The following is a 22,264-nucleotide window of genomic DNA, read 5'->3' as shown; positions in this document are numbered from 1 at the left end:
CCCATTTCAATGCCGTTTCGCCATGCAAGCCACGTGTATGCAACCAAGTGCGATTGTTTTTACGATCGTTTGCTTGATCGTTTCACCATCTCTCCGCAAACAAAGTACGCTCACGATTACTGTACGTTTAACCAGTATAAGCTGCGCTGATCACTTGTGCAAGATCAGGGCGCCATGGCCACGCCGAGGAACGCCGCTGCCACGATCGCCACCACCACCGACAGCAGGTGCAGCGCCATCAGCACCGCCCAGCGCCACGCGGTGCCGAACAGGCCCTTGCGGTAGACGCGCTGCATGGCCCACGGCAGGTAGCCGATCAGCCAGCAGAACAGCATGAACTTGATGAACCCGTCCGGCATCAGCAGGAAGATGGAAAATACCGCAAAGGCAAACGCGTTGGCATGCAGCGCGAACAGCAGGTGTTCGCCATAACGCCGGCCGGTGCCCAGGTACAGCCCCTTCAGGTACAGCGCGAACACCGGCATCAGGAAGAACATCGCATACGGCGCGTAACGGAAGAAGCCATCCTTCAGCACGCGCGCCTTGTCCTGCGGGCCGAGCGAATCGAAGCGGTCGACCGTGCGCCGCACGGCGGGCGCCCAGCGTTCCACGTCCGGCCCTAGCGCGTCGCCCAGCCGGATCCGCCCGTCCTCGTCCTCCGTTTGCGCCGCCTTGCCCTGCCCGGCGCCGGCGGTGGCCGCGGCCGGTGCCGAAGGCTCCGTTTCACTGTAGATGTTTACGCCCGAGAACTTGACCAGTGCGAAGAACAGGATCGACAGCGTCAGGTAGACCCGCAGCGGTTCCACGTAGCGCCGGCGCCGGCCTGACAGGTATTCGTTCGTCAGCGCGCCCGGCCGGAACAGCAGCCGCGTGAAAGTACCCCACAGCTTGCCTTCCAGCGCCACGTAATGGGTGATGAATTCGTGGGCGAACTCGGCAAGGCTCGGCATGTGCAGCCGCGTTTCCTGCCCGCAGTGGGCGCAGTAATTGCCGGACACGGCGGCGCCGCAGTTGCGGCAGTCGGCGGGCACCGCATGGTGATCGGGTGCGTGGTTCGGAACAGGTTTCAAACGATGGCTTTCGGTGGCGATCCAGCCCTCCATGCTAACGATTCCATGCCGGAATTGCACCGGATATGCACTACGGCAATGGCATTCCTGCAACAGTCCAAGCGGGCGACCGTGATCGAAGGTAACCGATAAGATGAGATTCAGTTAAGAAATTGGAGAATGGCATCATGAACGACTCGAGGGAACCGAATACGAAGGACCGCCAGGTCAACACCAACGTGCACATCGAAGATGATGCCGGCAAGCGCCTGCCGCACGAGCGCGACCAGTCGCCCGAGGGGGTGCAGCACCAGAAGGAACGCACGCGCATCGAGCAGGCCGGGCGCGACATCGACGCCGGCCTGGTCGACACCGACGAGTACGGGCGCGACGCCGGCATCCAGAAACCGGCCCCGGCCGGCGAATCGGCCGAAGCGGACCCGCTGCCGGTGATCAAGCGCGATTGAGCGGAAGTACTGAGCAGGAAGCACGAAGCACGAACCACTGAGCACGAACCACTGACCAGGCGGCCGGGCCAGCGCGATTGAGCGGGCCAGGCTGATTCAACCCACAACCGTCCACAAGCGATAACACGTCATGAAACCGATCCTCGTCCTTGGCGCCTTGCTGGCCAGCGGTGCCGCGCTGGCCCAGAACGCCCAATACCCGGCCGGCTGGGGCCCCAATCCCCAGTTGCCGGCACCGGAAAAATCGCTGATCCCGACCGTGAACGTGGCGCCCACCGATGTGTGGCGGGAAAACGAAAAACCGGTCCCCGCGGCCGGCTTCACGGTCACGGCCTACGCGCGCAACCTGGACCATCCGCGCTGGCTCTACGTGCTGCCCAACGGCGATGTGCTGGTGGCCGAGACCAATGCGCCGCCGAAGCCCGAGGACAGCAAGGGCGTCAAGGGCGCGATCATGAAGCACATGCAGAAGAAGGCCGGTGCCGTCACGCCGTCGGCCAACCGCATCACGCTGCTGCGCGGCGTGGATGCGAACGGCGCGGCGCAGCAGCGCCACGTCTTCCTGAAGAACCTGAGCTCGCCGTTCGGCATGGTCCTGGTGGACAAGGATTTCTATGTGGCGAACTCGGATGCCGTGGTGCGCTTCCCCTACGAGGAAGGCAAGACGGCGATCGCGGCGACGGGCGCAAAGGTGATGAGCCTGCCGGCCGGCCCGCTGAACCACCACTGGACGAAGAACATCACCGCCAGCCCGGATGGCAAGTTCCTGTACATGACGGTGGGCTCGAACTCGAACGTCGCCGAGAACGGCATGGACAAGGAAGAAGGCCGCGCCGCGATATGGCAGCTGGAGCGCGCCACCGGCAAGTCGCGCCTGTTCGCCACGGGCTTGCGCAACCCGAACGGCATGGCGTGGGAACCGAAGACGAAAACGCTGTGGACCGTCGTCAACGAACGCGACGAACTGGGCAACGACCTGGTGCCGGACTACCTGACCTCGGTGCAGGACGGCGGCTTCTACGGCTGGCCCTACAGCTGGTTCGGCCAGCATGTGGACACCCGTGTCAAGGAACAGCGCCCGGACCTCGTGGCGAAGGCGATCGTGCCGGATTACGCGCTGGGCGGCCATACGGCTTCGCTGGGCCTGGAATTCTATGAAGGCAAGCTGTTCCCGGCCAGCTACCACGGCGGCGCCTTCATCGGCCAGCACGGCTCGTGGAACCGCAAGCCGCATAGCGGCTACAAGGTGGTGTTCGTACCATTCGCGGACGGCAAGCCGTCCGGCCCGCCGCAGGATATCCTCACCGGCTTCCTCAGCAAGGAAGAACGCGCCAAGGGCCGCCCGGTCGGCGTGGCGGTGGCCAAGGATGGCGCGCTGCTGGTCGCGGACGACGTGGGCAACACCATCTGGCGCGTGGTGCCGGCCGCCAAGTAATCCGGTCCCTGCGTCGCGGCAGGCTGTTTCGCTGCCGCTGTTTGCGCTATATTCTTGCTTTTTTATAAAGCAGGAAGTCATGTATAAGTTGTTGCCCGCAGTGGTTGGCAAACGCTCCTCCCGCCGCACGGGCTGCCGCAAAGGCAAAGCCAGGACCGTACTGTATTGCGTGCTGCTGGCACTTGCCGCCACCACCCTGCCCGGCTGCTCCCGGGACGATGCGCCGCCACGCGTGGCGGCGGTCCCGAAACCGGCACAGCCGCAAGCTGTGGCCGCCGTCGCCAGCAACGATCCCCATGCGGCGTTGATGCGCGCCATCTTCGGTGACGACTACCTGCCCGCCGAGGGCCATGCGATCGAGGGCGGCCCCGTGGCGAACGTGCAGGACGGCGAACTGCCGCTGGTCCTCACCGCCACCACGAGCATGCTCCTGCCGTCCGGCGAAACGGCGCTCGTGGTCGAAGGCAGTTTCCAGCGCCCCGCCGGCGACGAACTCCTGGGCGATGTCGAAGGCGCCCCCATCCACCTGTACCTGCTGCGCCAGCAGGACGGCGCATGGCACGTCGTCCGCAAGCACGAGAACATCGCGGAAAAGGGCCGCCATGGCACCGATGTGCGCTGGCTTGCACTGGGGCCCGGCAAGCCGGGACTGGCCGTCGAAACGCACTGGCTTGGCCAGGGCTACCAGGGCACGTGGCTGGCGCTGTATGACCCCGCCAGCGACAAGGTGGAGAACCTGCTCGGCGACAGCCTGATGACCATGTCGAACAACGAGGGAGTCTGCGAAGCGGAATGCTGGTCCGGTGAAGCCAAATGGCGCATGGACACCGGTTCCGGCGCCTCCCGGAATGCGCCCTACGACGATCTCGTGCTCGACATCACCGGCGAGGAAACGCTGCAACCAGCCAATGATGTCGAGGGCGACTCGGACGAGGCCTCGCCGGCGCAAACCGGTACCGCGGCACCGGCCAGGAAACGCTCGCTGGCCAGCACCGCGCGCTATGCCTTCAGCGGCGGCAGCTACCAGTTGCAGGAAGGCGCCAACACGCTGCCGTCGTTCTGAACACGCGTAGCGCGTGTTCAGCGAACCCGGCGGAAAACGCCTACAATCGCGCTTTTCGCACACGAAACGAGAGATTTACCATGCGCATCCTGCACACCATGCTGCGGGTCGGTGACCTGCAGCGCTCCATCGATTTCTACACCAAGGTGCTCGGCATGAAACTGCTGCGCACCAGCGACAATCCCGAGTACAAGTACACGCTGGCCTTCGTCGGCTATGGCAACAACCCGGACCACGCGGAACTGGAGCTGACGTACAACTACGGCGTCGACAGCTATGACCTGGGCAATGCCTATGGCCATATCGCGATCTCCACCGAGAACATCGTCGAAGCCTGCAATGCCGCGAAGGCCAGCGGCGGCAACGTGACGCGCGAACCGGGCCCCGTGAAGGGCGGCACCACCGTGATCGCGTTCATCACCGACCCGGATGGCTACAAGGTCGAACTGATCGAACGCTCCTTCGATGCCGAAGGCGGCGGACTGCGCTAGGAACCTGCCCGCGCAATGAAAAACGCCGGCCGTGCAATGCACTGGCCGGCTTTTTTTCGTTGGCGCTGGAGAACCGGTGTCTGATACTGCCGCCGTTAAGTCAAGCCCACCCCAAGGGCAAATTCCGGGGTCAGACCCGGCGGGTCTGACCCCAGCACTTCGCCGTTGGGGTACATGCATGGGCTTTCATGTGTCAGTTAATGCTCAACTTAGCGGCATTAATGTCGGACACCGGTGTTCGCCTGCCAACCGTTACCGCCCCATCATCCCGCCAGCAACGCGTTGATCGGTTCGAGATCTTCCGGCTTCAGCGTGCCCGCCGCCGCCTTCAGCCGCAGGCCATTCATGATCGTGTCGTAGCGCGCCTTCGACAGGTCGCGCTGGGTGGAGTACAGCTGGCGCTGCGCATTCAGCACGTCGATATTGATCCGCACGCCCACCTGGTAACCCAGCTTGTTCGATTCCAGCGCCGACTGGCTCGATACTTCCGCCGCCTGCAGCGCCCTCACCTGCGCCAGGCCGCTGTTCACGCCCAGGAAAGCCTGCCGTGCGTTCTGCGCGGCGGCGCGCCGGTTCGCTTCCAGGTCGTTCCGCGCGCGCTCTTCCAGCGCGATGGTTTCGCGCACCTTGCTGGTGACGGCAAAGCCGTTGAAGATCGGCACCGTCCACGTCACGCCCACCGAATTGCCGCGGGTGACGCCCTGCACGGGTGCGCTGTTGCGGTTCACGTTCGCCGTCAAGTCCACGGTCGGCAGGTGGCCGGCGCGGTTGCGCGTAATCTCGCGCTTGGCGATTTCCACATTCAGGCGCTGCGCCGCCACGTTGAAGTTGTCGGCCTCGGCGGCCGAGATCCATGGCTCGATATTGGCCGGCTGCGGCGGCGCGATCGTCACACCGGCGCGCAGTGTCGACAGGGTTGCCGGCGCGGTGCCGATGATCTGCTGCAGCGCGGAGCGCGCCACTTCCAGCGCGTTGATGGCGGCGAATTCCTGTGCCACCACCAGGTCATACGCGGCCTGCGCTTCGTGCGTGTCGGTGATCGTTTGCGTGCCCACCTCGAAGTTGCGCTTGGCCGATGCCAGCTGCTCGGTGGTGGCGGACTTCTGCGCCTGGGTCGAAGCCAGGTTGTCCTGCGCGGTCAGCACGTCGAAATACGCCTGGGCCACGCGCAGGATCAGGTCCTGCTGCGCCTGGGCGAACTGCACTTCGGCGACCGCCTGCGACAGCTTGCTCTGCTCGTACGACTGCCAGGCGCCATAGTCGAACAGCGGCTGCGACAGCGACAGCGTGTAGAGATTCACGTGCGAATCGGCATCGCGCTTGATGCCGCCCGGCGGCGTCACGGTGTCGTACTGGCGCGAATGATTTCCCTGCAATCCCACCACCGGCAACAACTGGGAACGCCCCTGCGTGATCCGCTCCTGGCCAGCCGTCAGCGTATTGCGCGCGACGGCGTACGTGGCGTCGTTCGCCAGCGCCTGCTGGTAGACTTGGATAAGATCGGCCGCCTGTGCCTGTCCGGTAAGCGTCAATGCGCTGGCGATCAGTACGGCGATAAGGGGTCTCTGCATTACATTCTCCGCGTAAGGTCGAGTAATAAACCGTCGAGTAATAGACCGTCGAGTCGTCGTCGTCGAGTGCTAAGTCGTCGAGTGGCAAGTCGTCGAGTGGTCAAAAGTCTTTGTAAGTGGTCTTGTTGCTTTTCCCGGCCGCCGATCGGGCAATGCTCAAATAGCAATGCTCAATACTTCGGCATCGATTCATCCACCTGCAGTGCCCAGGCATGCACCCCGCCCGTCAGATTCGTCACCTTCGCGAAACCATGCCGCTCGAGGAACGCCGCCACCTGCAGGCTGCGTGCGCCGTGGTGGCAGATGCAGACGATCTCCGCTTCTTCGTCCAGGTCGTCGATGCGGGCCGGGATGGTCTGCATCGGCATCAGGGTGGCACCTTCGATATGGCAGGTGTCGAATTCCCAGTTCTCGCGCACGTCCAGCAGGAACGGGCGCGCGCGCTTGTCATCGGCCAGCCATGCGGCCAGTTCGGGAGCGGTGATCTGTTGCATCGCCGGCCTCAGAACGTGAAGTGCGACGGCGTGACGGCAGCCTGCAGCGGCTTCACGTCGGTTTCAAACAGCTTCTTCGTGTCGTAGCTGGAATCGCCGTTGCGGGTGATCAGGTGCGCGGACATGACCGGCGATTCACCGATGATGGCCACGATGCGGCCTTCCGGCTTCACCTGCTGCAGCACCGTTTCCGGCAGCACGGGCAGCGCGCCGGCAAAGATGATCACGTCGAACGGCGCGCCGTTGCTCCAGCCTTGAGCGCCATTGCCCAGTTCCACGGTCACGTTGGTGACGCCGTTGGCCGCCAGGTTCTTCTGCGCCAGGTCCTTCAGGCCCGGGTCGATTTCAACGGCGGTCACGTGGCGGGCGCGGTGCGCCAGCAGCGCGGCCAGGTAACCGGTACCGGCACCGACCAGCAGCACGTTCTCATGCTTCTTCACGTGCGCGTCCTGCGTGATGCGTGCCTCGATCTTCGGGGTCAGCATCGCGGAACCGCCCGGCAGCGGAATGGAGATGTCGGCAAAAGCCAGGTTCTTGTAGGCTTCCGGTACGAAATTCTCGCGTTTGACGACCATCAACAGATCGAGGATATCGGTGTCCAGCACGTCCCACGGACGAATCTGCTGTTCGATCATATTGAATCGGGCTTGTTCGATATTCATCTTTTAGACTTTGGTGAAGGAATAAGAATCCATCATTTTATCGTTGAACTGGTCTGGACGGGATATTAACGATAACGATGGTATAAGGCTGGAAATTGCGACAGTCTGCAGTTTGGCGGGGTTGAACGAGCGAAATTGTCAGCATTCACACAGGCCGTGCCATGCCGCGTTCGACCAGCCCAAGGTAGGCATCCATGAACGCTTCCTGGTCGACCGGACCGCAGAAGGGATCGAAACTGTGCGCCCACAGCATCAGCATCGTGACGGGCGCGGTCAGCACGCGCGTCATGACCTGCGCATCGACGGGCATGAATTCGCCCCGTTCGACGCCGCGCCGCACGATCGATTCGATCAGGGCATGGCCGCGTTCGACCACTTCCTCATTATAGAAACGGGCTATTTCAGGAAAGTTACCGGCTTCCGCGACCATCAGCTTGGCCAGCCCGGAGGCCCTGGTGGAGGCAACGTCGGCCCACCAGCGCCGCAGCATGGTGCGCAGCAGCTCGGCGCACGAGGTGCTGTCGGCAGCGGCGAAGTCGCTCTCCGCCTTGCCGATCACGTCGACGATATTGTGGCGGACCACGGCCTTGAACAGCTCTTCCTTGTTTTCAAAGTAGAGATACAGCGTGCCTTTCGACACGCCGGCGCGGCGGGCCACGTCTTCCAGGCGGGTGGCGGCATAACCGCGGTCCACGAACAGGTCCAGCGCGGCGGCCAGCAGTTCCTGCGGCCGGGCGTCTTTGCGGCGCTCCCAGCGCGGTTTCGTGTCGGATTGCATATGAGGCGGAGAGTGACGGTTGCTGCGGATTGACTACGTTGCTTCAAGTATTGCCCAGGTAACCGCGCAGCGATGCGTGTGTTTTACCGTGACATTACTTACTTGCGGGTCAGTAAATGATAGACCTGCACTATAGCAACGTCAAGGAAACAAGGCCCTCCCTCACGGGCGATGCGTGACCCGGCTGCGCTCGGGGTTGGCGGAAAACTCGGCACCGCGGCGCACCGTTTCCAGCTGGCCGGACGGGAATGCCTGCTCATGCTCGCCATCGTCATCGTTCCAGCGGCAGCGGATATCGTCGCCACGCACCGCGATGACGATCATTTGCTGGTGCCAGCCGATCGGCCGCACCACGTCGCCGGCTTTCGGTCGCTCTCGATCCATGTTCACCTCCCGTGCCCTCATGCTAATCCAGGTCGCCGCATCGTGACGTACCGAACGGTATTGCCGGGCCGCGCCGACGTATCATCGGGCAAATCTTTTGCCGGGAGAATCTGTTGCCGTCCAGGGATCCGCTCATGCGGCTGCGCCGCATCCGCCGCATCGCCACCTGCCTGCTGGCCGCCATGGCCGGCGTCTTCCTGGCCGCCCGGCTGTTCCAGCCCGAGTACCCGTGGCTGGGCTTCGTGGCCGCTTTTGCCGAGGCGGCGATGGTGGGCGGCCTGGCCGACTGGTTCGCCGTCACCGCGCTGTTCCGCCACCCGCTCGGCCTGCCGATTCCCCATACGGCGATCATTCCCCGCAACAAGGACCGGATCGGCGCCAGCATCGCCGAATTCCTCGAACATAACTTCATCACCCCGGAGGTGGTGCGCAACGAACTGAAGGATGTCGACCTGGCCGGTGTCTGCGCGCGCTGGCTGGCCATGGATGCCAACAACCGCGCGGTGGCCGAACGCCTCGTCGGCACCATTCCCGCCGTGCTGAACATGGTCGAAGACCGCGACGCGGCCAGCTTCGTCGGCGGCACGCTGGCATCGAGCCTGAAGGACGTGAAGCTGGCGCCGCTGGCCGGGCAGGTCCTGTCGGTACTGGTGGCGAATGGCCAGCACGTGCGGCTGCTGCAGAAGGTGCTGGGGCTCGTGGCCAGCGCGCTGGAAGAAAACCGCGGCTACATCCGGCAGAAGGTGCACGACCACAGCCCGAAATGGATGCCGAAGATGCTCGACGAGAAGTTCTACGAACGGCTGATGGACGGCATCCAGAGCATCCTCGACGACATGGCCAACGAACAGGGCGAATGGCACGGGCGCTTCCACGCGGCCGTCACCGAGCTGATCGCGAAGCTGGAGGAGTCGCCCGAATACGAAGCAAGGCTGCGCTCCCTGCTGGCCCGGGGCCTGACGCATCCGCTGTTCCGCGAATACGTGGCCAGCGTATGGGCCGACCTGCGCACCCGGCTGCTGGCCGCCAGCGAGTCGCCCGAGTCGCGCCTGCTGCTGCGCACGCAGAGCGCACTGCGCATCTTCAGCACCGCGCTGGCGCAGAACGAACCGGTGCGCATGAAACTGAACGACTGGCTGAAAAGCTTCGCCGCCGAGGCGATCGTCGAGCGGCGCAGCCTGATCGTGGCGGTGGTGCAGAAGGTGATCGACAAATGGGATGCCGAGACCATTTCGCAAAAACTGGAACTGCACGTGGGGAGCGACCTGCAGTTCATCCGCATCAACGGCACGCTGGTCGGCGGCGTGGTAGGCGTGCTGCTGTATTCGATTACGCTGCTGCTGGGCGGGCACTAGGCGGCGTACAATAGCCGGTTTTCCGATCTGTTCCGCCGCTTCCATGAACTGCCGCGACCATTGCGGTGCCTGCTGCACCGCTCCATCCATCACCAGCCCGATTCCCGGCATGCCGAATGGCAAACCGGCTGGCGTACGCTGCGTGCAGCTCGACGACGACAACCGCTGCCGCGTGTTTGGCAAGCCGGAGCGGCCGGCGTTTTGCGGTGGCTTGCAGCCCTCCCTCGAGATGTGCGGTCCGGATCGCGAATACGCGATGGTGTGGCTGGCGGAGCTGGAGCGGGCGACCGCTCCAGCGTAGGACGCTTCACGTCGTCGCCCGCTCCACGATCGTAAACCCCACGTCGCACACCGGTTCGGCCACCACCTCCCCTTCGGCGCGCTGCATGATGTACTGCGCGGCGGTATGCCCGATCAGCGTGCCGTCGACCCGCACGGAAGTCAGCGCGGGGTGCAGTTCGCGCGACATGGCCAGGTCGCCCAGGCCGATGATGGCCAGCTGTTCCGGCACCCGGATGCCTTGCGCCTGCGCCTCGGTCAGCACGCCCAGCGCCACCATGTCGGAACTGCAGAAGATCGCGTCCAGCGATGGATCCTTGGCGAGCAGCGCACGCAGGCCCTCGCGGCCGCTGGCGACGGAACTGGGCGCCGGCACCATGTGCGTGGGCACCACCTCCACGCCCAGCGCCTGCGCCGCGTTGGCGAAGGCGTTGTTGCGGCGGATCGCGCGTTCGTCGTTGGCGCTGATGCAGGCCATCTTGCGCCGGCCCCGCGCGTGCAGGAACTGCGCCACGGCGCTGCCCACCTTTTCATGGGAAAAGCCGACCAGCATGTCGACCGGCGTGGGCGTCAGGTCCCATGTCTCGACCACGGGAATGCCGCTGGCCACCAGCCGGCGCCGCGCCAGCGTGGAATGCATGATCCCGGTGAGGATCACGCCATCCGGGCGGCGCCCGATGATGGTTTCCAGCAGCGCATCCTCGCGCGAGCCATGGTAGCCCGACTGGCCCAGCATCATCTGGTAGCCGTTGGCCGCCAGCGTTTCGGTCAGCGCCTGCACGGTTTCCAGGAACACGGAACCGGTAATGGTCGGCACCACGGCGGCCACCAGCCGCGAGCGGCGCGAAGCCAGGCCGCCGGCCAGCAGGTTCGGCACGTAGCCGGTGCGCTCGACGGCATCCTTCACGCGCTGCAGGATTTCGTCCGACACCGCATCCGGCGTGTTCAGCGCGCGCGATGCGGTGATCGGTGCCACGTTGGCCAGCCGCGCCACGTCGCGCAGCGTCAGCCCGAGGCCCTTGCGGCGGCGGCGCTTGCCGGCCGCGCTGTCTGCATCCTTGTCGTCGGCCATCAGCGCACCAGGCAAGGCCGTTTGCTGTCGAACTGCCAGCCGGGGATCAGGAACTGCATGGCCGCCGCGTCGTTGCGCGCGCCCAGGCCCATGCCCAGGTAGCGCTGGTGCGCCGCCTCCACTTCAACCATGTCCAGCTCCACGCCCAGGCCCGGCTGCTTCGGCACGTCGACCAGGCCGCCGGCGATTTGCAGCGGCTGCTTTGTCAGGCGCTGGCCATCCTGCCAGATCCAGTGCGTGTCGATCGCCGTGATGTTGCCCGGCGCCGCCGCGGCCACGTGCGTGAACATCGCCAGCGACACATCGAAGTGGTTGTTCGAATGCGAGCCCCAGGTGAGGCCGAAGGCCTGGCACAGCTGCGCCACGCGCACCGAACCCTGCATCGTCCAGAAATGCGGGTCGGCCAGCGGGATCGTCACCGACTGCAGTGCGATCGCATGGCTCATCTCGCGCCAGTCGGTGGCGATCATGTTGGTCGCCGTCGGCAGGCCGGTGGCGCGGCGGAACTCGGCCATCACCTCCCGGCCGGAATAGCCGTTCTCCGGGCCGCACGGGTCTTCCGCGTAAGCCAGCACGTCGCCCTTGTCGCGGCACAGCCGGATGGCATCCTTCAGCAGCCAGCCGCCGTTCGGATCGAGCGTGATGCGCGCTTCCGGGAAGCGTTCGGCCAGCGCCGTCACCGCCTCGATTTCCTCTTCGCCGCGCAGCACGCCGCCCTTCAGCTTGAAGTCGCGGAAGCCATAGCGCTCATAGGCCGCCTCGGCCAGCGCCACCACCGCTTCCGGCGTCAACGCTTCCTCGTGGCGCAGCCGGCTCCAGGCGTCCGGCGCATCCGGCTCGCTGGCGTACGGCAGGTCGGTTTTATGCTTGTCGCCGATGTAGAACAGGTAGCCCAGCATCGGCACCTGGTCGCGCTGCTTGCCCTCGCCCAGCAGCGCCGCCACCGGCACGCCGAGGAACTGGCCCAGCAGGTCGAGCATCGCGCATTCGATCGCCGTCACCGCGTGGATCGCCACGCGCAGGTCGAAGGTCTGCACGCCGCGGCCACCGGCATCGCGGCTGGCGAAGGCCGCGCGGGCCGCGTTCAGCACCGCGTTGTAGTCGCCGAGCGCGCGGCCGACGATCAGGCCTTGCGCATCTTCCAGCGTCTTGCGGATCGCTTCGCCGCCCGGCACTTCGCCGACGCCCTGCCTGCCCGAACTGTCGGTGAGGATCAGCAGGTTGCGGGTAAAGAACGGCGCATGGGCGCCGGAGAGGTTCAGCAGCATGCTGTCGCGCCCCGCCACGGGGATGACGCGGACGGAGGTGATGACGGGGGTATCGCTCATGATGTCTTTCATTGCAGGTGAAGAGTTGTTTCCAGCCGGATGTCGTCCGAGGCGCTGCCGACCATCAGCTTGAATTCGCCCGGTTCGGCGCCCCATTTCAGGTCACCGTTGAAGAATGACAGCGTGTCGCGGTCGATCGTGAAGGTGACGCGGCGCCGTTCCCCCGGTTGCAGGTGGACCTTGGTGAAGCCTTTCAGTTCCTTGACCGGGCGGACCACCGAGGCGACAGTGTCGCGGATGTACAGCTGCGCGATCTCGGTGCCGGCAACCTTGCCCTTGTTCTGCAGCTCGAACGACAGCGTGGCGGTCTGGCCCGGCCGCAGGATCGTGCGGTCCAGCTGCACGCCCGAGTAGCCGAATTCCGTGTAGCTCTTGCCGTGGCCGAACGCATAGCGCGGCGTGTTCGGCGAATCGATATAGGCCGAGCGGTAGACGATGTCCTTCTCGCTGGTCACCGGGCGGCCCGTGTTGTACTGCGCGTACGAGATCGGGATCTGGCCCAGGTTGCGCGGGAACGTGGCCGGCAGCTTGGCCGACGGGTTGTAGTCGCCGAACAGCACGTCGGCCACCGCGTTGCCGCCCTCGGAACCGGGGAACCATGCATACAGGATGGCATCGGCATTGTCGGCGATCTCGTTGAAGATCATCGGCCGGCCGGCGAACAGCACGGCCACGACAGGCTTGCCGGTGGCCTTCAGCCGCCGGAACAATTCGGTTTGCTGGCCCGGCAAGCCGATGTCGGTGCGCGACTTGGCTTCGCCGCTCATGTCCCAGGTTTCGCCGACGGCCAGCACGATCACGTCCGCCTTGCCGGCCGCGGCGACGGCGGCATCGAATCCTTCCGCCGTGGCGCAGCCCGGTGCGCACGCGGCGGCGTGGCTGATCTGCGCGCCCTGCGCGTGGTTACGGATGCCGTCGAGGATGGAAACCACCTCGCCGCGCACGTCGGAGACCACCCAGCCGCCTTCCAGGTCGCGGCGCGAATCGGCCAGCGGGCCGATGACGGCGATGCTTTTCGCGTTCTTCGCCAGCGGCAGGATCGCATTGCCATTGAGCTTGTCGTTCTTCAGCAGCACCAGCGACTTGCGCGCCACGTCGCGCGCGATGGCGCGGTGCCGGGGATCGGCCAGCACCGCCTGCTCGCGCTGTGCGTCGGAGAAGCGGTAGGGATCGTCGAACAGCCCCATCTCGAACTTCTTGCGCAGGATGCGGCGCACGGCGTCATCGACATGTTTCTGCGCCACCCGGCCATCCTTGACGGCCTGCGCCAGGTGGGCGATGTAGGCCTCCCCTTCCATGTCCATGTCGCTGCCGGCGTTGATCGCCTTCACGGCCGCGTCGGGCAAGTCCTTCGCATAGCCGTGCAGGACCATTTCCTTCACCGAGGCCCAGTCGGACACCACGAAGCCCTTGTACTTCCAGGCGCCCTTCAGGATGTCGCGCTGCAGGAATGCGCTGCCGGTGGCGGGCACGCCGTTCAGCGTATTGAACGAGTTCATGAAGGTGGCGACACCCGCGTCGACGGATGCCTTGAACGGCGGCAGGTAGACTTCGTACAGCTGCTGCAGGCTCATGTCCACCGCGTTGTAGTCGCGGCCCGCCACGGCGGCCCCGTATGCGGCGAAGTGCTTGGCGGTGGCCATCACGCGGTCAGTGGCGCCCAGCTTCGGGCCCTGGAAGCCGCGCACGCGGGCAGCGGCGATCTTCGACCCCAGGTAAGTGTCCTCGCCGGCACCTTCCATCACGCGGCCCCAGCGTGGATCGCGGCCGATGTCCACCATCGGCGCGAAAGTCCAGTGGATGCCGGCCGCTGCAGCCTCGCGGGCCGCCACCTGCGCCGATTGTTCGATGGCTTCCAGGTCCCACGATGCCGCTTCGCCGATCGGTACCGGGAACACGGTCTTGTAGCCGTGGATGACGTCCAGGCCGAACAGCAGAGGAATCTTCAGCCGCGATTGCAGTGCCAGCGCCTGCGCTTCGCGGGTATCCTTCGCGCCCTTGATGTTGAGCATCGAGCCGACATTGCCGGCGCGGATTTCCGTGTTCTGGCTGGCGCGCTTGGCCGCCTCGGGCCCGGTGGCCTCGGCACCGGACAGCTGGTGCAGCTGGCCGACCTTTTCCTGCAGGGTCATCTGCTTGAGCAGCGCATCGACCTTGCGGTCGATCGCATCCTGGGCCAGCGCGGGTGCCGCCAGGGGAATGGATGCGGCAATCAGCGCCGCGGCCAGTGCAACGGGTCGTAACGTCATCGACGGTCTCCTGTCAGTTTTGTTGGTTTTGCTTGTTTTGTTGGTATTGCTGCTGCTTCTTGTCGTAGTACGCCTTCAGCGTATGGAACGCCTGCTTGCGCTTGCCCGTCTGCGAGATCAGGCCCTTGCGGTTCCAGAAGTCCTGGAAATACGGGTGCGGGCGGCGCGGCGAGCGGAAGTCCACCAGCACCCACGGCGTCATGCCCCGCAGGCCGGGGATCGCTTCGAGCATCTTGAACTGGTTCTTGTACAGCTGGTCCTGGTATTCCTCGCTCCAGCGGGTATCGGCATCGCCATGGAAACCGCCCAGCGCATCGGCGCCGAATTCGGTGATCATTACCGGCTTGTCGTACGGAATGTTGAAGTGGAAGTCCAGCATGTCCTTGTTGCTGGCCCAGTACCAGCCGGCATATTCGTTGAAGCTGGCCAGGTCGAGCTTGTCGGCGAGCGGGTCTTCCACCGTCACTTCATTGCCCTTGCGGTGCACTTCCAGCGCGGCGCCGACCAGGCGCGTGTCGTCCAGCGCGCGCACCGTGTCGGCCAGCTTGAACATGAATGCGTTGCGCGGTTCGCTGACCGGCGTCTCGTTCCCGATCGACCAGACCACGACACTGGCGCGGTTCTTGTCGCGCACGACCAGCTCCGTCAACTGCTGTTGGGCGTTCTGCAAGGTGGCCGGGTTTTGCCAAGAGATCGTCCAGTAGACAGGGACCTCGGCCCACACCATCAGGCCCATCTCGTCCGCCAGCCGTATCATTTCCTCGCTGTGCGGGTAATGCGCCAGGCGCACGTAGTTGCAGTTCATGTCCTTGGCCCACTGCAGCAGCATGCGCATGTCGCCGCTGCCGCGCAGGCGGCCGGGAATCAGCGGGTTTTCATCGTGGAGGGAGACGCCGCGCCAGAACGTCGATTTGCCGTTCAACAGGATGTCGCGGCCACGGGTCTCGATGGTGCGGAAACCGATACGGTCGCTGACCTTGTCGCCGCCGGCGGCGATCGTCAGGCCATACAGCTTGGGATCTTCCGGCGACCAGTAGCGCAGTGCCTTCACCGGAATGCGGATCGTTGCGCGGCCATTCGCATCGGTACGCACCTTCGCCGACAGGTTCGCTTCAGGAATGGTGACGGTGACTTCCTGCTGCTTGCGTGCGCCATCGAGCTGCACGTAGCCCTCGATGCGGCGCGCATCGCCCTTCGCCAGCTGCACCTTGTAGTCGGCGATGTAGGTGGCCGGCACTTCGGCCAGCAGCACGTCGCGCGTGATGCCGCCATAGTTCCACCAGTCGGTGGAAACGGTGGGAATCTCGTCCTGGTGGCGCTTGTTGTCGGCCTTGACGACCACCGTGTTCGAGCCGGCGGCGAGCTTGCCGGTGACGTCGAACTGGAATGGCGTGAAGCCGCCCTTGTGGCTGCCCAGCTTTTTCCCGTTCAGGTAGACGTGCGCCTCGTAGTTGACGGCGCCGAAGTAGAGGAAGTAGCGCTTGCCGTCCTTTGGCGCGGCATCGAACTTCTGCCGCATCCATACGGTGCCTTCGTAGAACTCCAGTTTGGCATCCTGGGAATTCCAGTCGCCGGGAATGGCCAGCGTGGGCGAGCCATCGAAGCTGTATTCGACGATGTCGCCCTTGTCCTTCGGCTGGCGGTCGTCGTAGTAGCCGCCGCTGCCCTTCTCCGACTCGTCATAGGGTTTGCGGCGGTAATCGTAGTACCCCGTTTCATACGGATCGACGATGTAGTGCCAGCGGCCATCCAGGTTCTGGTGGGTGCGGCCGTAGATATTCTGTAGCGGCTGGTTCTGCAACGGCTGGTTCTGTGACGCCTGATTCTGTGGTGCCTGGTCCTGCGGTGTCTCGTGTTGCGGCGACGGGGCGGCAAACGCCCCCGCATGCCATGCCAGCACTGCAACAGCGACAGCGGAAAATCGGTTCAGCATCGTGTCTCCATGTAATTGTATAGTCGATTTGCCTGTGACCGCTGGTACCGCTACCAACCCTAAAATATAAGCCCGGCGGTCGAGGATGTCAAAATAAAAAAACTGCGCATGCCCGGATCGTCCCGGCCGTGCATTGGTGCCCGGGCAGGAGAGCGCAACAATGCCTCTTCCACCCAGGGTTCCGTGCCTGTAGATGAAAGCGCCAGCGCGATGGCGGATGCCGGTGGCGCCAGCGCTTGGTCGATTTTTTAGTACATCCCTGCCTCCTTCCGTTTCAGTCACAGGATGTCGCCACGTGGCTGAAACCGTTTAACACTCCCGCGCGTCACCGTACCGCCAGCCCAGCCACTTGCCTGATTCGGCGAAGCCAATGCCGGATTAAACGTTTTCCCCAAAACGCAACAAATCATCCGCGCAAGATGGATACGCGTTGTGGCTGGTAGCGGTTTCAATTATTCTAATCCGAAAATTGGAAAGCTTTCCAAGCACGTTCCACAAAACCCACAGGAGACCGCACAATGACGCGACACTTCATCCGGACCGCTACCGCCCTCACCTTCGCCATCGCGCTGCTGCATGCGCCCGCCGCGACGGCGGCAGGACAATCCCCATCGGCAGCGCCGCCCCAGGCCGCCCCGCTATCGGCAGCCATTACCCCACAAGCAGTGCTGGCCGCCATGGAGCGCGTGGCCGACTGGCAGCTGGCCAACCCGAGCCGCCACCGTCCCGACGACTGGACCCAGGCCGTCGGCTACACGGGCTTCATGGCGCTGGCCGGCGTGTCGAACGACACCCGCTACCGCGACGCGATGGTGCGCATGGGTGAAAAGAATGGCTGGAAGCTGGGCCCCAACCACTATCACGCGGACGATCACGTGGTAGGCCAGACATACGCCGAACTGTCGATCGCGTTGCGCGATCCGAAGATGATCGCGCCGATGCGTGCGCATTTCGACGACATCCTGGCCAACCCTCGCACCGGCTCGCTGGAATTCACGGTGAAGGGCAACCAGGACCGCTGGTCCTGGTGCGATGCGCTGTTCATGGCCCCGCCGGCATGGCTGCGGCTATGGTCCATCACCGGCGACAAGCGCTATGTCGATTTCGCCGTGCGCGAATGGTGGGTCACGTCCGACTACCTGTACGACAAGGACGAGCACCTGTATTACCGCGACAGCAACGCGTTCGCGGCGCGCGAAGCCAACGGCAAGAAGGTGTTCTGGGGCCGAGGCAACGGCTGGGTGATGGGAGGCCTGGTGCGGATGCTGCAATACCTCCCGGCTGCCCACCCGGCACGCGCGAAGTTCGAGCAGCAGTACCGCGAGATGGCGGCGCGCATCGCCGGGTTGCAGCAAGCCGATGGCCTGTGGCGTTCGAGCCTGCTCGATCCGGCCAGCTATCCGATGAAGGAGTCATCCGGCTCGGCGCTCTACACCTACGCGCTGGCGTGGGGGGTGAACGCCGGGCTGCTCGACCGCGCCACCTATGAGCCGGCAGTGCGCAAGGCATGGACCGCGCTGGTCGGCAACGTCAACCCGGATGGCCGGCTCACGCACGTGCAGCCGATCGGCCTTGCGCCGAAGGTGTTCGACGAGCAGGCCACCGAAGTCTACGGGGTAGGTGCGTTCCTGCTGGCCGGCAGCGAGGTATACCGGCTAGCCAGGCGATAACCCGCATGACTGACACCTAGATCGACTGATTACACGGGCTGCCGGCCCGCCGCTGCACAGCCAGGCCTGTCCGCACCCGCCGGACCGGGGCCAGGCCCCCTCACACCCAAAACAAGGAGACAACCATGCTGTGGAAAGAACAACGCACCCCGCTCGCGCTGGCGGCGGCACTGCTGGCGGCTGGCGCCGCCCATGCGCAGGAAGGCGATGGCGGCAAGCTGGAATCGGTCGTCGTCACCGCCAACAAGCGGGTGCAGAACCTGCAGGACGTGCCGGCATCGATCACCGTGCTGGGCGACGCCGTGCTGCAGCGTTCCAATGTGCGCGAGCTGGACGACCTGCCGTCGCTGTCGCCGGCGCTGACGCTGTCGTACGGCACGCAGCCGGGCAATTTCAGCATCAACATGCGCGGCGTGGGCACGTTTTCGCTGGGGATCGGCGTGGAGGCCGATGTCGCCGTGATCGTCGACGACATCCCACTCGGCATGCAGGCCAATGCGTTCAAGGACCTGGCCGACGTGCACCGCATCGAGGTGCTGAAGGGCCCGCAAAGCACGCTGTTCGGCAAGAGCTCGATCGCCGGCGCCCTGAACATCACCACCAAGCCGATCGGCGGTCCGGTGAAGACCAGCGCCACGCTGCTGGCCACCAACGACCATGAATGGCGCGCCGGTGTCAGCGTTTCGGGCGCCGTGTCCGACACGTTCCGCATGCGCATCGCCGCCAGCAAGACCGACTACGACGGCACGCTGGACAACCTGACGACCGGCGGGCGGCTCAATGGCAGCAAGGGCGACAACCTGAACGCGAAGTTCGAATGGCAGCCGCTCGACAACCTGACGTTCACGCTGTCGCCGCGCTACAACCGCACCGAGAAGTTCTGCTGCACCACGGCCTTCACGTCGATGACGCCCGGTGGCCTCTACCGCAACGCGCCGCAGCTGCCGCAATCGGTCGTGCTGCGCGACATCCACATCGCGCCGGGCAACCGCGGCGTGCGCAACGACTATCCCACCGGCGGCAAGTTCCGCGACTGGGGCGTGGGCTTCAAGGTCGACTATGGCCTGGCCGCCGGCCACACGCTCAGTTCCATCAGCTCGTACGGCAAGTACCACATGGACGACTACCAGGACAACGATGCCACCGACATCGACATCCTGCAATACCTCACCCTGCAGGATGGCTCGCCGACAGGGATGCACGGCGGCTTGTACCAGTATGGCCAGTTCAACGTGAAGTCGACCACGCAGGAGTTTCGCCTGACGTCGCCGGACCAGGGTACCGTGCGCTACGTGGTCGGCCTCTGGTACGGCAAGAATGACCTGAACCGCGAGCTGGCGAAGGCGCCGCTGATCTTCAACTACGGCACCAACTACGGCGCGGATGCGTGGAACGTGAACAAGGCGGTCTACGGCCAGGGCACGTGGGACCTGCGCCCCGACACGAGCCTGATCGTGGGCGCCCGCTGGAACGACGAGGATACCGGCTACAACTACCGCCGCTACACGGTACCGCCGCAGGCGTTCGCGCTGACCGAGTTCTACACGAAGTCGGACAGCAACAGCAGCAAGACATGGAAGCTCGGCCTGGAACACCGGCTGACGCGCGACGCGATGGTGTATGGCACGGTATCGACAGGGCACAAGGGTGTGGCGTACGACCTCACCTCCGGCTTCACCGCGGCGCTGGCGGCCAAGCCGGCGGTGCCACCCGAAACGGCGCGCAGCTATGAGCTGGGCTGGAAGCAGAGCCTGTGGGACAACCGGGCGATGTTCTCGATGGCGCTGTTCCGCACCGAGTTCCGCAACTTCCAGCAGTCGGCCGGGTTCTTCGACTACGACGGCATTTTCCGCACCGCGCTGAACAGCCTGGGCGGCCTGCGCACCCAGGGGCTGGAAGTGGAAGGTTCGGTACGCGCGACGCCGCGGCTGCAGCTGAACGGCAGCTTCGCGTACACGGAAGCGACGATCACGGAATTTCGCAACGGCCCGTGCTACAACGTGCTGAACGCGGCCGGCACCGCCGCCACGCCCGGGCCCGGCTGCTTCCAGAGCCCGGAATTCAACAACACCAATGTGCAGGACCTGGCGGGCAAGACCTTGCCCAACGCGCCGAAAGTAAAGCTGAACCTGGGCGGCCAGTACGACGTGCCGCTGGCGTCGCTGCCGTTCAATGCCTTCATTTCAGGCACTACGCGATTCCAGAGCCGCACGCAGTATTCGCTGAACCAGGATCCGATGACGATCCAGGGTGCCTATGCCATCAGCAACCTGTCGGTCGGGGCAACGGACAAGCGGGGCCGCTGGAAGGCCAGCCTGTTCGTCAACAACCTGTTCGACAAGCGCTATGCGGCGGGGCTGAACAACAGCATCGCCAACGGCACGTGGAGCCCGAAGGCGCCGAACGCGCCGCGCGCCGTGAATACGACGGAATGGCTGCCGCCGCGCGACTGGCACCGGTATTTCGGTGTGCGGGCGGACATGACGTTCTGACGGAGCGGTGCCGCCTCACCGGGCGGTCGCCGGCATGCGGGCCGCCGCCGGCAACGCGTCGCGGCCGTCCCATGCCAGCCAGCAGTATGAAATCAGCTGGATCGCCACCAGCGTACCGAGCGGCACGGCCAGCAGCGCCGGGAACGCCAGCACGAGCGTCAGTACGCGCGCCCAATTCTTCGCCTTCGCTGCGCCCCACCCCATCACCGCATGCGGGGCAGCCAGCGCGCCCACGCATGCCGGCAAGTGCCAGCCGGTTTCCACGCCGAGCAACGCCCCGGCAACCAGCAGCGCACCGCCCGACAGCGCGTAGCAGCCGGCGAAGATGAAGTGGGCGCGGGCGGCCCGGGTATGGTTTCTCATCGTTACCTCCTGGAAGATGGAAATCCATCTTTATCCAAAAGGCAATTTTGCTTATTGATTCATAACATCAGCGCGATGTCCTGGATCGCTGCCCTGGTCCATGTTTTCCGGATCGGTATCCCGGTCATGGCAGGCGGCACGGCCGGGCTCCGGATGTTGTCGAGGTCGCAACGTGGTAAGCTTCGGCGCGCGCTTTCCTCCTCGTTCCGTACACGTCTCACATCATCACCTTCCACCTACCTTACCCACATCCATGGACATCGTTCTCGCATTGAAGGCCCTGATCATGGGGCTGGTCGAAGGTTTTACCGAATTTTTGCCCATTTCCTCCACTGGCCACCTGATCCTGACGGCGAGCCTGCTGGACTTCACCGGCGAGAAGGTCAAGGTCTTTGAAATCGCGATCCAGGGTGGGGCGATGCTGTCCGTGATCTGGGAATACCGTGTCCGCATCGGCAGCGTCCTGGCCGGCCTGGCGTCCGAGCCGAAAGCACGGCGCTTCATGATGAACGTGCTCATCGGCTTCTTCCCGGCCGCCCTGCTGGGCCTGTTCTTCAGCCGCCTGATCAAGGAAAACCTGTTCGCGCCCGTGCCGGTGGCTGCCGCCTTCATCGTCGGCGGCTTCGTGATCCTGTGGGTGGAGCGCCGCGCGCGCAACAACCCGGTCTCGGTACGGATCCACTCGGTCGACGACATGACGATGGCCGATGCGCTGAAGGTGGGCTGTGCCCAGGCATTCGCGCTGATCCCCGGTACCAGCCGTTCGGGCGCCACCATCATCGGCGGCATGATGCTGGGCCTGTCGCGCAAGGCGGCCACCGAATTCTCGTTCTTCCTGGCCATTCCCACGCTGCTCGGCGCGACCTTTTATTCGCTGTACAAGGAACGCGAACTGCTGTCGGCGGCCGACCTGCCGCTGTTCGGCGTCGGTTCGGTTGCCGCCTTCATTTCCGCCTTCCTGTGCGTGCGGTGGCTGCTGCGTTATATCAGCACGCATGACTTCACCATCTTTGCGTGGTACCGTATAGTGTTCGGCATCGTGGTTCTCGCCACTGCCTACACCGGTACTGTTGCCTGGGTCGACTAAGGTTCCTCACCTGACTGTCGGCTGAACCCTGGCGGCAACCCC

General features: G+C 64.7%; 20 protein-coding genes. 9 read left to right on the top strand and 11 right to left on the bottom strand.

Annotated elements, in window-relative coordinates:
* Window positions 1-164 precede the first annotated feature (164 nt).
* On the bottom strand, window positions 165-1,103 hold the full coding sequence (locus EYF70_RS00735) for a DUF3667 domain-containing protein (protein WP_131143683.1): 939 nt from the start codon (window positions 1,101-1,103) through the stop codon (window positions 165-167).
* A 134-nt stretch (window positions 1,104-1,237) separates the two neighbouring features.
* Between EYF70_RS00735 and EYF70_RS00730 the strand changes: the two genes are divergently transcribed.
* From EYF70_RS00730 to gloA, 4 genes are all read left to right on the top strand, one after another.
* Entirely contained in the window at window positions 1,238-1,516 is a 279-nt protein-coding gene (locus EYF70_RS00730; protein ID WP_131143682.1) for a hypothetical protein, read from the top strand.
* 130 nt (window positions 1,517-1,646) lie between these two features.
* Complete coding sequence (locus tag EYF70_RS00725) at window positions 1,647-2,951, top strand: PQQ-dependent sugar dehydrogenase (RefSeq protein WP_131143681.1); 1,305 nt, start codon at window positions 1,647-1,649, stop codon at window positions 2,949-2,951.
* Between the two features lie 169 nt (window positions 2,952-3,120).
* A complete protein-coding gene (locus tag EYF70_RS00720) occupies window positions 3,121-4,014 on the top strand; it encodes a hypothetical protein (RefSeq protein WP_131143680.1) in 894 nt (297 codons plus the stop codon).
* Window positions 4,015-4,094: 80 nt separating this feature from the next.
* Window positions 4,095-4,505 carry a lactoylglutathione lyase gene (gloA, locus tag EYF70_RS00715; RefSeq protein ID WP_131143679.1) on the top strand — a complete coding sequence of 137 codons (411 nt, stop codon included), beginning with the start codon at window positions 4,095-4,097 and terminating at the stop codon, window positions 4,503-4,505.
* 263 nt (window positions 4,506-4,768) lie between these two features.
* On the opposite strand, the gene EYF70_RS00710 is transcribed toward gloA, so the two are convergent.
* The 5 genes from EYF70_RS00710 to EYF70_RS00690 form a co-directional block, all read right to left on the bottom strand.
* Window positions 4,769-6,076 (bottom strand): TolC family outer membrane protein, encoded by a 1,308-nt coding sequence (locus tag EYF70_RS00710; RefSeq protein ID WP_131143678.1) that lies wholly within the window; start codon window positions 6,074-6,076, stop codon window positions 4,769-4,771.
* Between the two features lie 170 nt (window positions 6,077-6,246).
* Entirely contained in the window at window positions 6,247-6,570 is a 324-nt protein-coding gene (locus EYF70_RS00705; RefSeq protein WP_131143677.1) for a rhodanese-like domain-containing protein, read from the bottom strand.
* Between the two features lie 8 nt (window positions 6,571-6,578).
* Window positions 6,579-7,232: a protein-L-isoaspartate O-methyltransferase family protein gene (locus EYF70_RS00700; protein WP_131143676.1), complete on the bottom strand. Its 654-nt coding sequence runs from the start codon at window positions 7,230-7,232 to the stop codon at window positions 6,579-6,581.
* 145 nt (window positions 7,233-7,377) lie between these two features.
* Window positions 7,378-8,010, bottom strand: a complete 633-nt coding sequence (locus EYF70_RS00695) for a TetR/AcrR family transcriptional regulator (protein WP_131143675.1) — start codon at window positions 8,008-8,010, stop codon at window positions 7,378-7,380.
* A 162-nt stretch (window positions 8,011-8,172) separates the two neighbouring features.
* Window positions 8,173-8,394: a hypothetical protein gene (locus EYF70_RS00690; RefSeq protein WP_131143674.1), complete on the bottom strand. Its 222-nt coding sequence runs from the start codon at window positions 8,392-8,394 to the stop codon at window positions 8,173-8,175.
* Between the two features lie 134 nt (window positions 8,395-8,528).
* Between EYF70_RS00690 and EYF70_RS00685 the strand changes: the two genes are divergently transcribed.
* Together EYF70_RS00685 and EYF70_RS00680 are read left to right on the top strand one after the other, a co-directional pair.
* Window positions 8,529-9,749, top strand: a complete 1,221-nt coding sequence (locus EYF70_RS00685) for a DUF445 domain-containing protein (protein WP_131143673.1) — start codon at window positions 8,529-8,531, stop codon at window positions 9,747-9,749.
* 43 nt (window positions 9,750-9,792) lie between these two features.
* Complete coding sequence (locus EYF70_RS00680; protein WP_131143672.1) at window positions 9,793-10,050, top strand: YkgJ family cysteine cluster protein; 258 nt, start codon at window positions 9,793-9,795, stop codon at window positions 10,048-10,050.
* 6 nt (window positions 10,051-10,056) lie between these two features.
* On the opposite strand, the gene EYF70_RS00675 is transcribed toward EYF70_RS00680, so the two are convergent.
* From EYF70_RS00675 to EYF70_RS00660, 4 genes are read right to left on the bottom strand one after another with little or no spacing between them, the layout of a single operon-like run.
* Window positions 10,057-11,100 carry a LacI family DNA-binding transcriptional regulator gene (locus EYF70_RS00675; protein WP_131143671.1) on the bottom strand — a complete coding sequence of 348 codons (1,044 nt, stop codon included), beginning with the start codon at window positions 11,098-11,100 and terminating at the stop codon, window positions 10,057-10,059.
* Window positions 11,100-12,428: a glucarate dehydratase gene (gene gudD / locus EYF70_RS00670; RefSeq protein WP_307722104.1), complete on the bottom strand. Its 1,329-nt coding sequence runs from the start codon at window positions 12,426-12,428 to the stop codon at window positions 11,100-11,102. Before gudD ends, EYF70_RS00675 begins: the two co-directional genes overlap by 1 nt.
* A gap of 8 nt (window positions 12,429-12,436) precedes the next feature.
* Window positions 12,437-14,677: a beta-glucosidase BglX gene (gene bglX / locus EYF70_RS00665; protein ID WP_131143669.1), complete on the bottom strand. Its 2,241-nt coding sequence runs from the start codon at window positions 14,675-14,677 to the stop codon at window positions 12,437-12,439.
* A 13-nt stretch (window positions 14,678-14,690) separates the two neighbouring features.
* A complete protein-coding gene (locus EYF70_RS00660; RefSeq protein ID WP_131143668.1) occupies window positions 14,691-16,610 on the bottom strand; it encodes a glycoside hydrolase family 2 protein in 1,920 nt (639 codons plus the stop codon).
* A gap of 518 nt (window positions 16,611-17,128) precedes the next feature.
* On the opposite strand from EYF70_RS00660, the gene EYF70_RS00655 reads away from it, so the two are divergent.
* Together EYF70_RS00655 and EYF70_RS00650 are read left to right on the top strand one after the other, a co-directional pair.
* Window positions 17,129-18,280, top strand: coding sequence for a glycoside hydrolase family 88/105 protein (locus EYF70_RS00655; protein ID WP_131143667.1), 1,152 nt, complete (start codon window positions 17,129-17,131; stop codon window positions 18,278-18,280).
* Between the two features lie 125 nt (window positions 18,281-18,405).
* Window positions 18,406-20,772: a TonB-dependent receptor gene (locus tag EYF70_RS00650; protein ID WP_131143666.1), complete on the top strand. Its 2,367-nt coding sequence runs from the start codon at window positions 18,406-18,408 to the stop codon at window positions 20,770-20,772.
* A gap of 15 nt (window positions 20,773-20,787) precedes the next feature.
* Here EYF70_RS00650 and EYF70_RS00645 read toward each other — a convergent pair whose 3' ends face one another.
* On the bottom strand, window positions 20,788-21,135 hold the full coding sequence (locus tag EYF70_RS00645) for a hypothetical protein (protein ID WP_131143665.1): 348 nt from the start codon (window positions 21,133-21,135) through the stop codon (window positions 20,788-20,790).
* A gap of 253 nt (window positions 21,136-21,388) precedes the next feature.
* Between EYF70_RS00645 and EYF70_RS00640 the strand changes: the two genes are divergently transcribed.
* Complete coding sequence (locus EYF70_RS00640) at window positions 21,389-22,222, top strand: undecaprenyl-diphosphate phosphatase (protein ID WP_131143664.1); 834 nt, start codon at window positions 21,389-21,391, stop codon at window positions 22,220-22,222.
* Window positions 22,223-22,264: the final 42 nt, after the last annotated feature.

The organism is Pseudoduganella albidiflava (assembly GCF_004322755.1).
Taxonomy (GTDB): Bacteria; Pseudomonadota; Gammaproteobacteria; order Burkholderiales; family Burkholderiaceae_D; genus Rugamonas; species Rugamonas albidiflava.
This window is presented reverse-complemented; position numbering and strand designations above follow the sequence as displayed.

Excerpts from the sequence above, each read along its gene's own strand:
- EYF70_RS00735 (WP_131143683.1), bottom strand. The coding sequence starts at position 1,103 with ATGGAGGGCTGGATCGCCACCGAAAGCCATCGTTTGAAACCTGTTCCG.
- EYF70_RS00730 (WP_131143682.1), top strand. The coding sequence starts at position 1,238 with ATGAACGACTCGAGGGAACCGAATACGAAGGACCGCCAGGTCAACACC.
- EYF70_RS00725 (WP_131143681.1), top strand. The coding sequence starts at position 1,647 with ATGAAACCGATCCTCGTCCTTGGCGCCTTGCTGGCCAGCGGTGCCGCG.
- gloA (WP_131143679.1), top strand. The coding sequence starts at position 4,095 with ATGCGCATCCTGCACACCATGCTGCGGGTCGGTGACCTGCAGCGCTCC.
- EYF70_RS00710 (WP_131143678.1), bottom strand. The coding sequence starts at position 6,076 with ATGCAGAGACCCCTTATCGCCGTACTGATCGCCAGCGCATTGACGCTT.
- EYF70_RS00705 (WP_131143677.1), bottom strand. The coding sequence starts at position 6,570 with ATGCAACAGATCACCGCTCCCGAACTGGCCGCATGGCTGGCCGATGAC.
- EYF70_RS00700 (WP_131143676.1), bottom strand. The coding sequence starts at position 7,232 with ATGAATATCGAACAAGCCCGATTCAATATGATCGAACAGCAGATTCGT.
- EYF70_RS00695 (WP_131143675.1), bottom strand. The coding sequence starts at position 8,010 with ATGCAATCCGACACGAAACCGCGCTGGGAGCGCCGCAAAGACGCCCGG.
- EYF70_RS00690 (WP_131143674.1), bottom strand. The coding sequence starts at position 8,394 with ATGGATCGAGAGCGACCGAAAGCCGGCGACGTGGTGCGGCCGATCGGC.
- EYF70_RS00685 (WP_131143673.1), top strand. The coding sequence starts at position 8,529 with ATGCGGCTGCGCCGCATCCGCCGCATCGCCACCTGCCTGCTGGCCGCC.
- EYF70_RS00680 (WP_131143672.1), top strand. The coding sequence starts at position 9,793 with ATGAACTGCCGCGACCATTGCGGTGCCTGCTGCACCGCTCCATCCATC.
- EYF70_RS00675 (WP_131143671.1), bottom strand. The coding sequence starts at position 11,100 with ATGGCCGACGACAAGGATGCAGACAGCGCGGCCGGCAAGCGCCGCCGC.
- gudD (WP_307722104.1), bottom strand. The coding sequence starts at position 12,428 with ATGAGCGATACCCCCGTCATCACCTCCGTCCGCGTCATCCCCGTGGCG.
- bglX (WP_131143669.1), bottom strand. The coding sequence starts at position 14,677 with ATGACGTTACGACCCGTTGCACTGGCCGCGGCGCTGATTGCCGCATCC.
- EYF70_RS00660 (WP_131143668.1), bottom strand. The coding sequence starts at position 16,610 with ATGCTGAACCGATTTTCCGCTGTCGCTGTTGCAGTGCTGGCATGGCAT.
- EYF70_RS00655 (WP_131143667.1), top strand. The coding sequence starts at position 17,129 with ATGACGCGACACTTCATCCGGACCGCTACCGCCCTCACCTTCGCCATC.
- EYF70_RS00650 (WP_131143666.1), top strand. The coding sequence starts at position 18,406 with ATGCTGTGGAAAGAACAACGCACCCCGCTCGCGCTGGCGGCGGCACTG.
- EYF70_RS00645 (WP_131143665.1), bottom strand. The coding sequence starts at position 21,135 with ATGAGAAACCATACCCGGGCCGCCCGCGCCCACTTCATCTTCGCCGGC.
- EYF70_RS00640 (WP_131143664.1), top strand. The coding sequence starts at position 21,389 with ATGGACATCGTTCTCGCATTGAAGGCCCTGATCATGGGGCTGGTCGAA.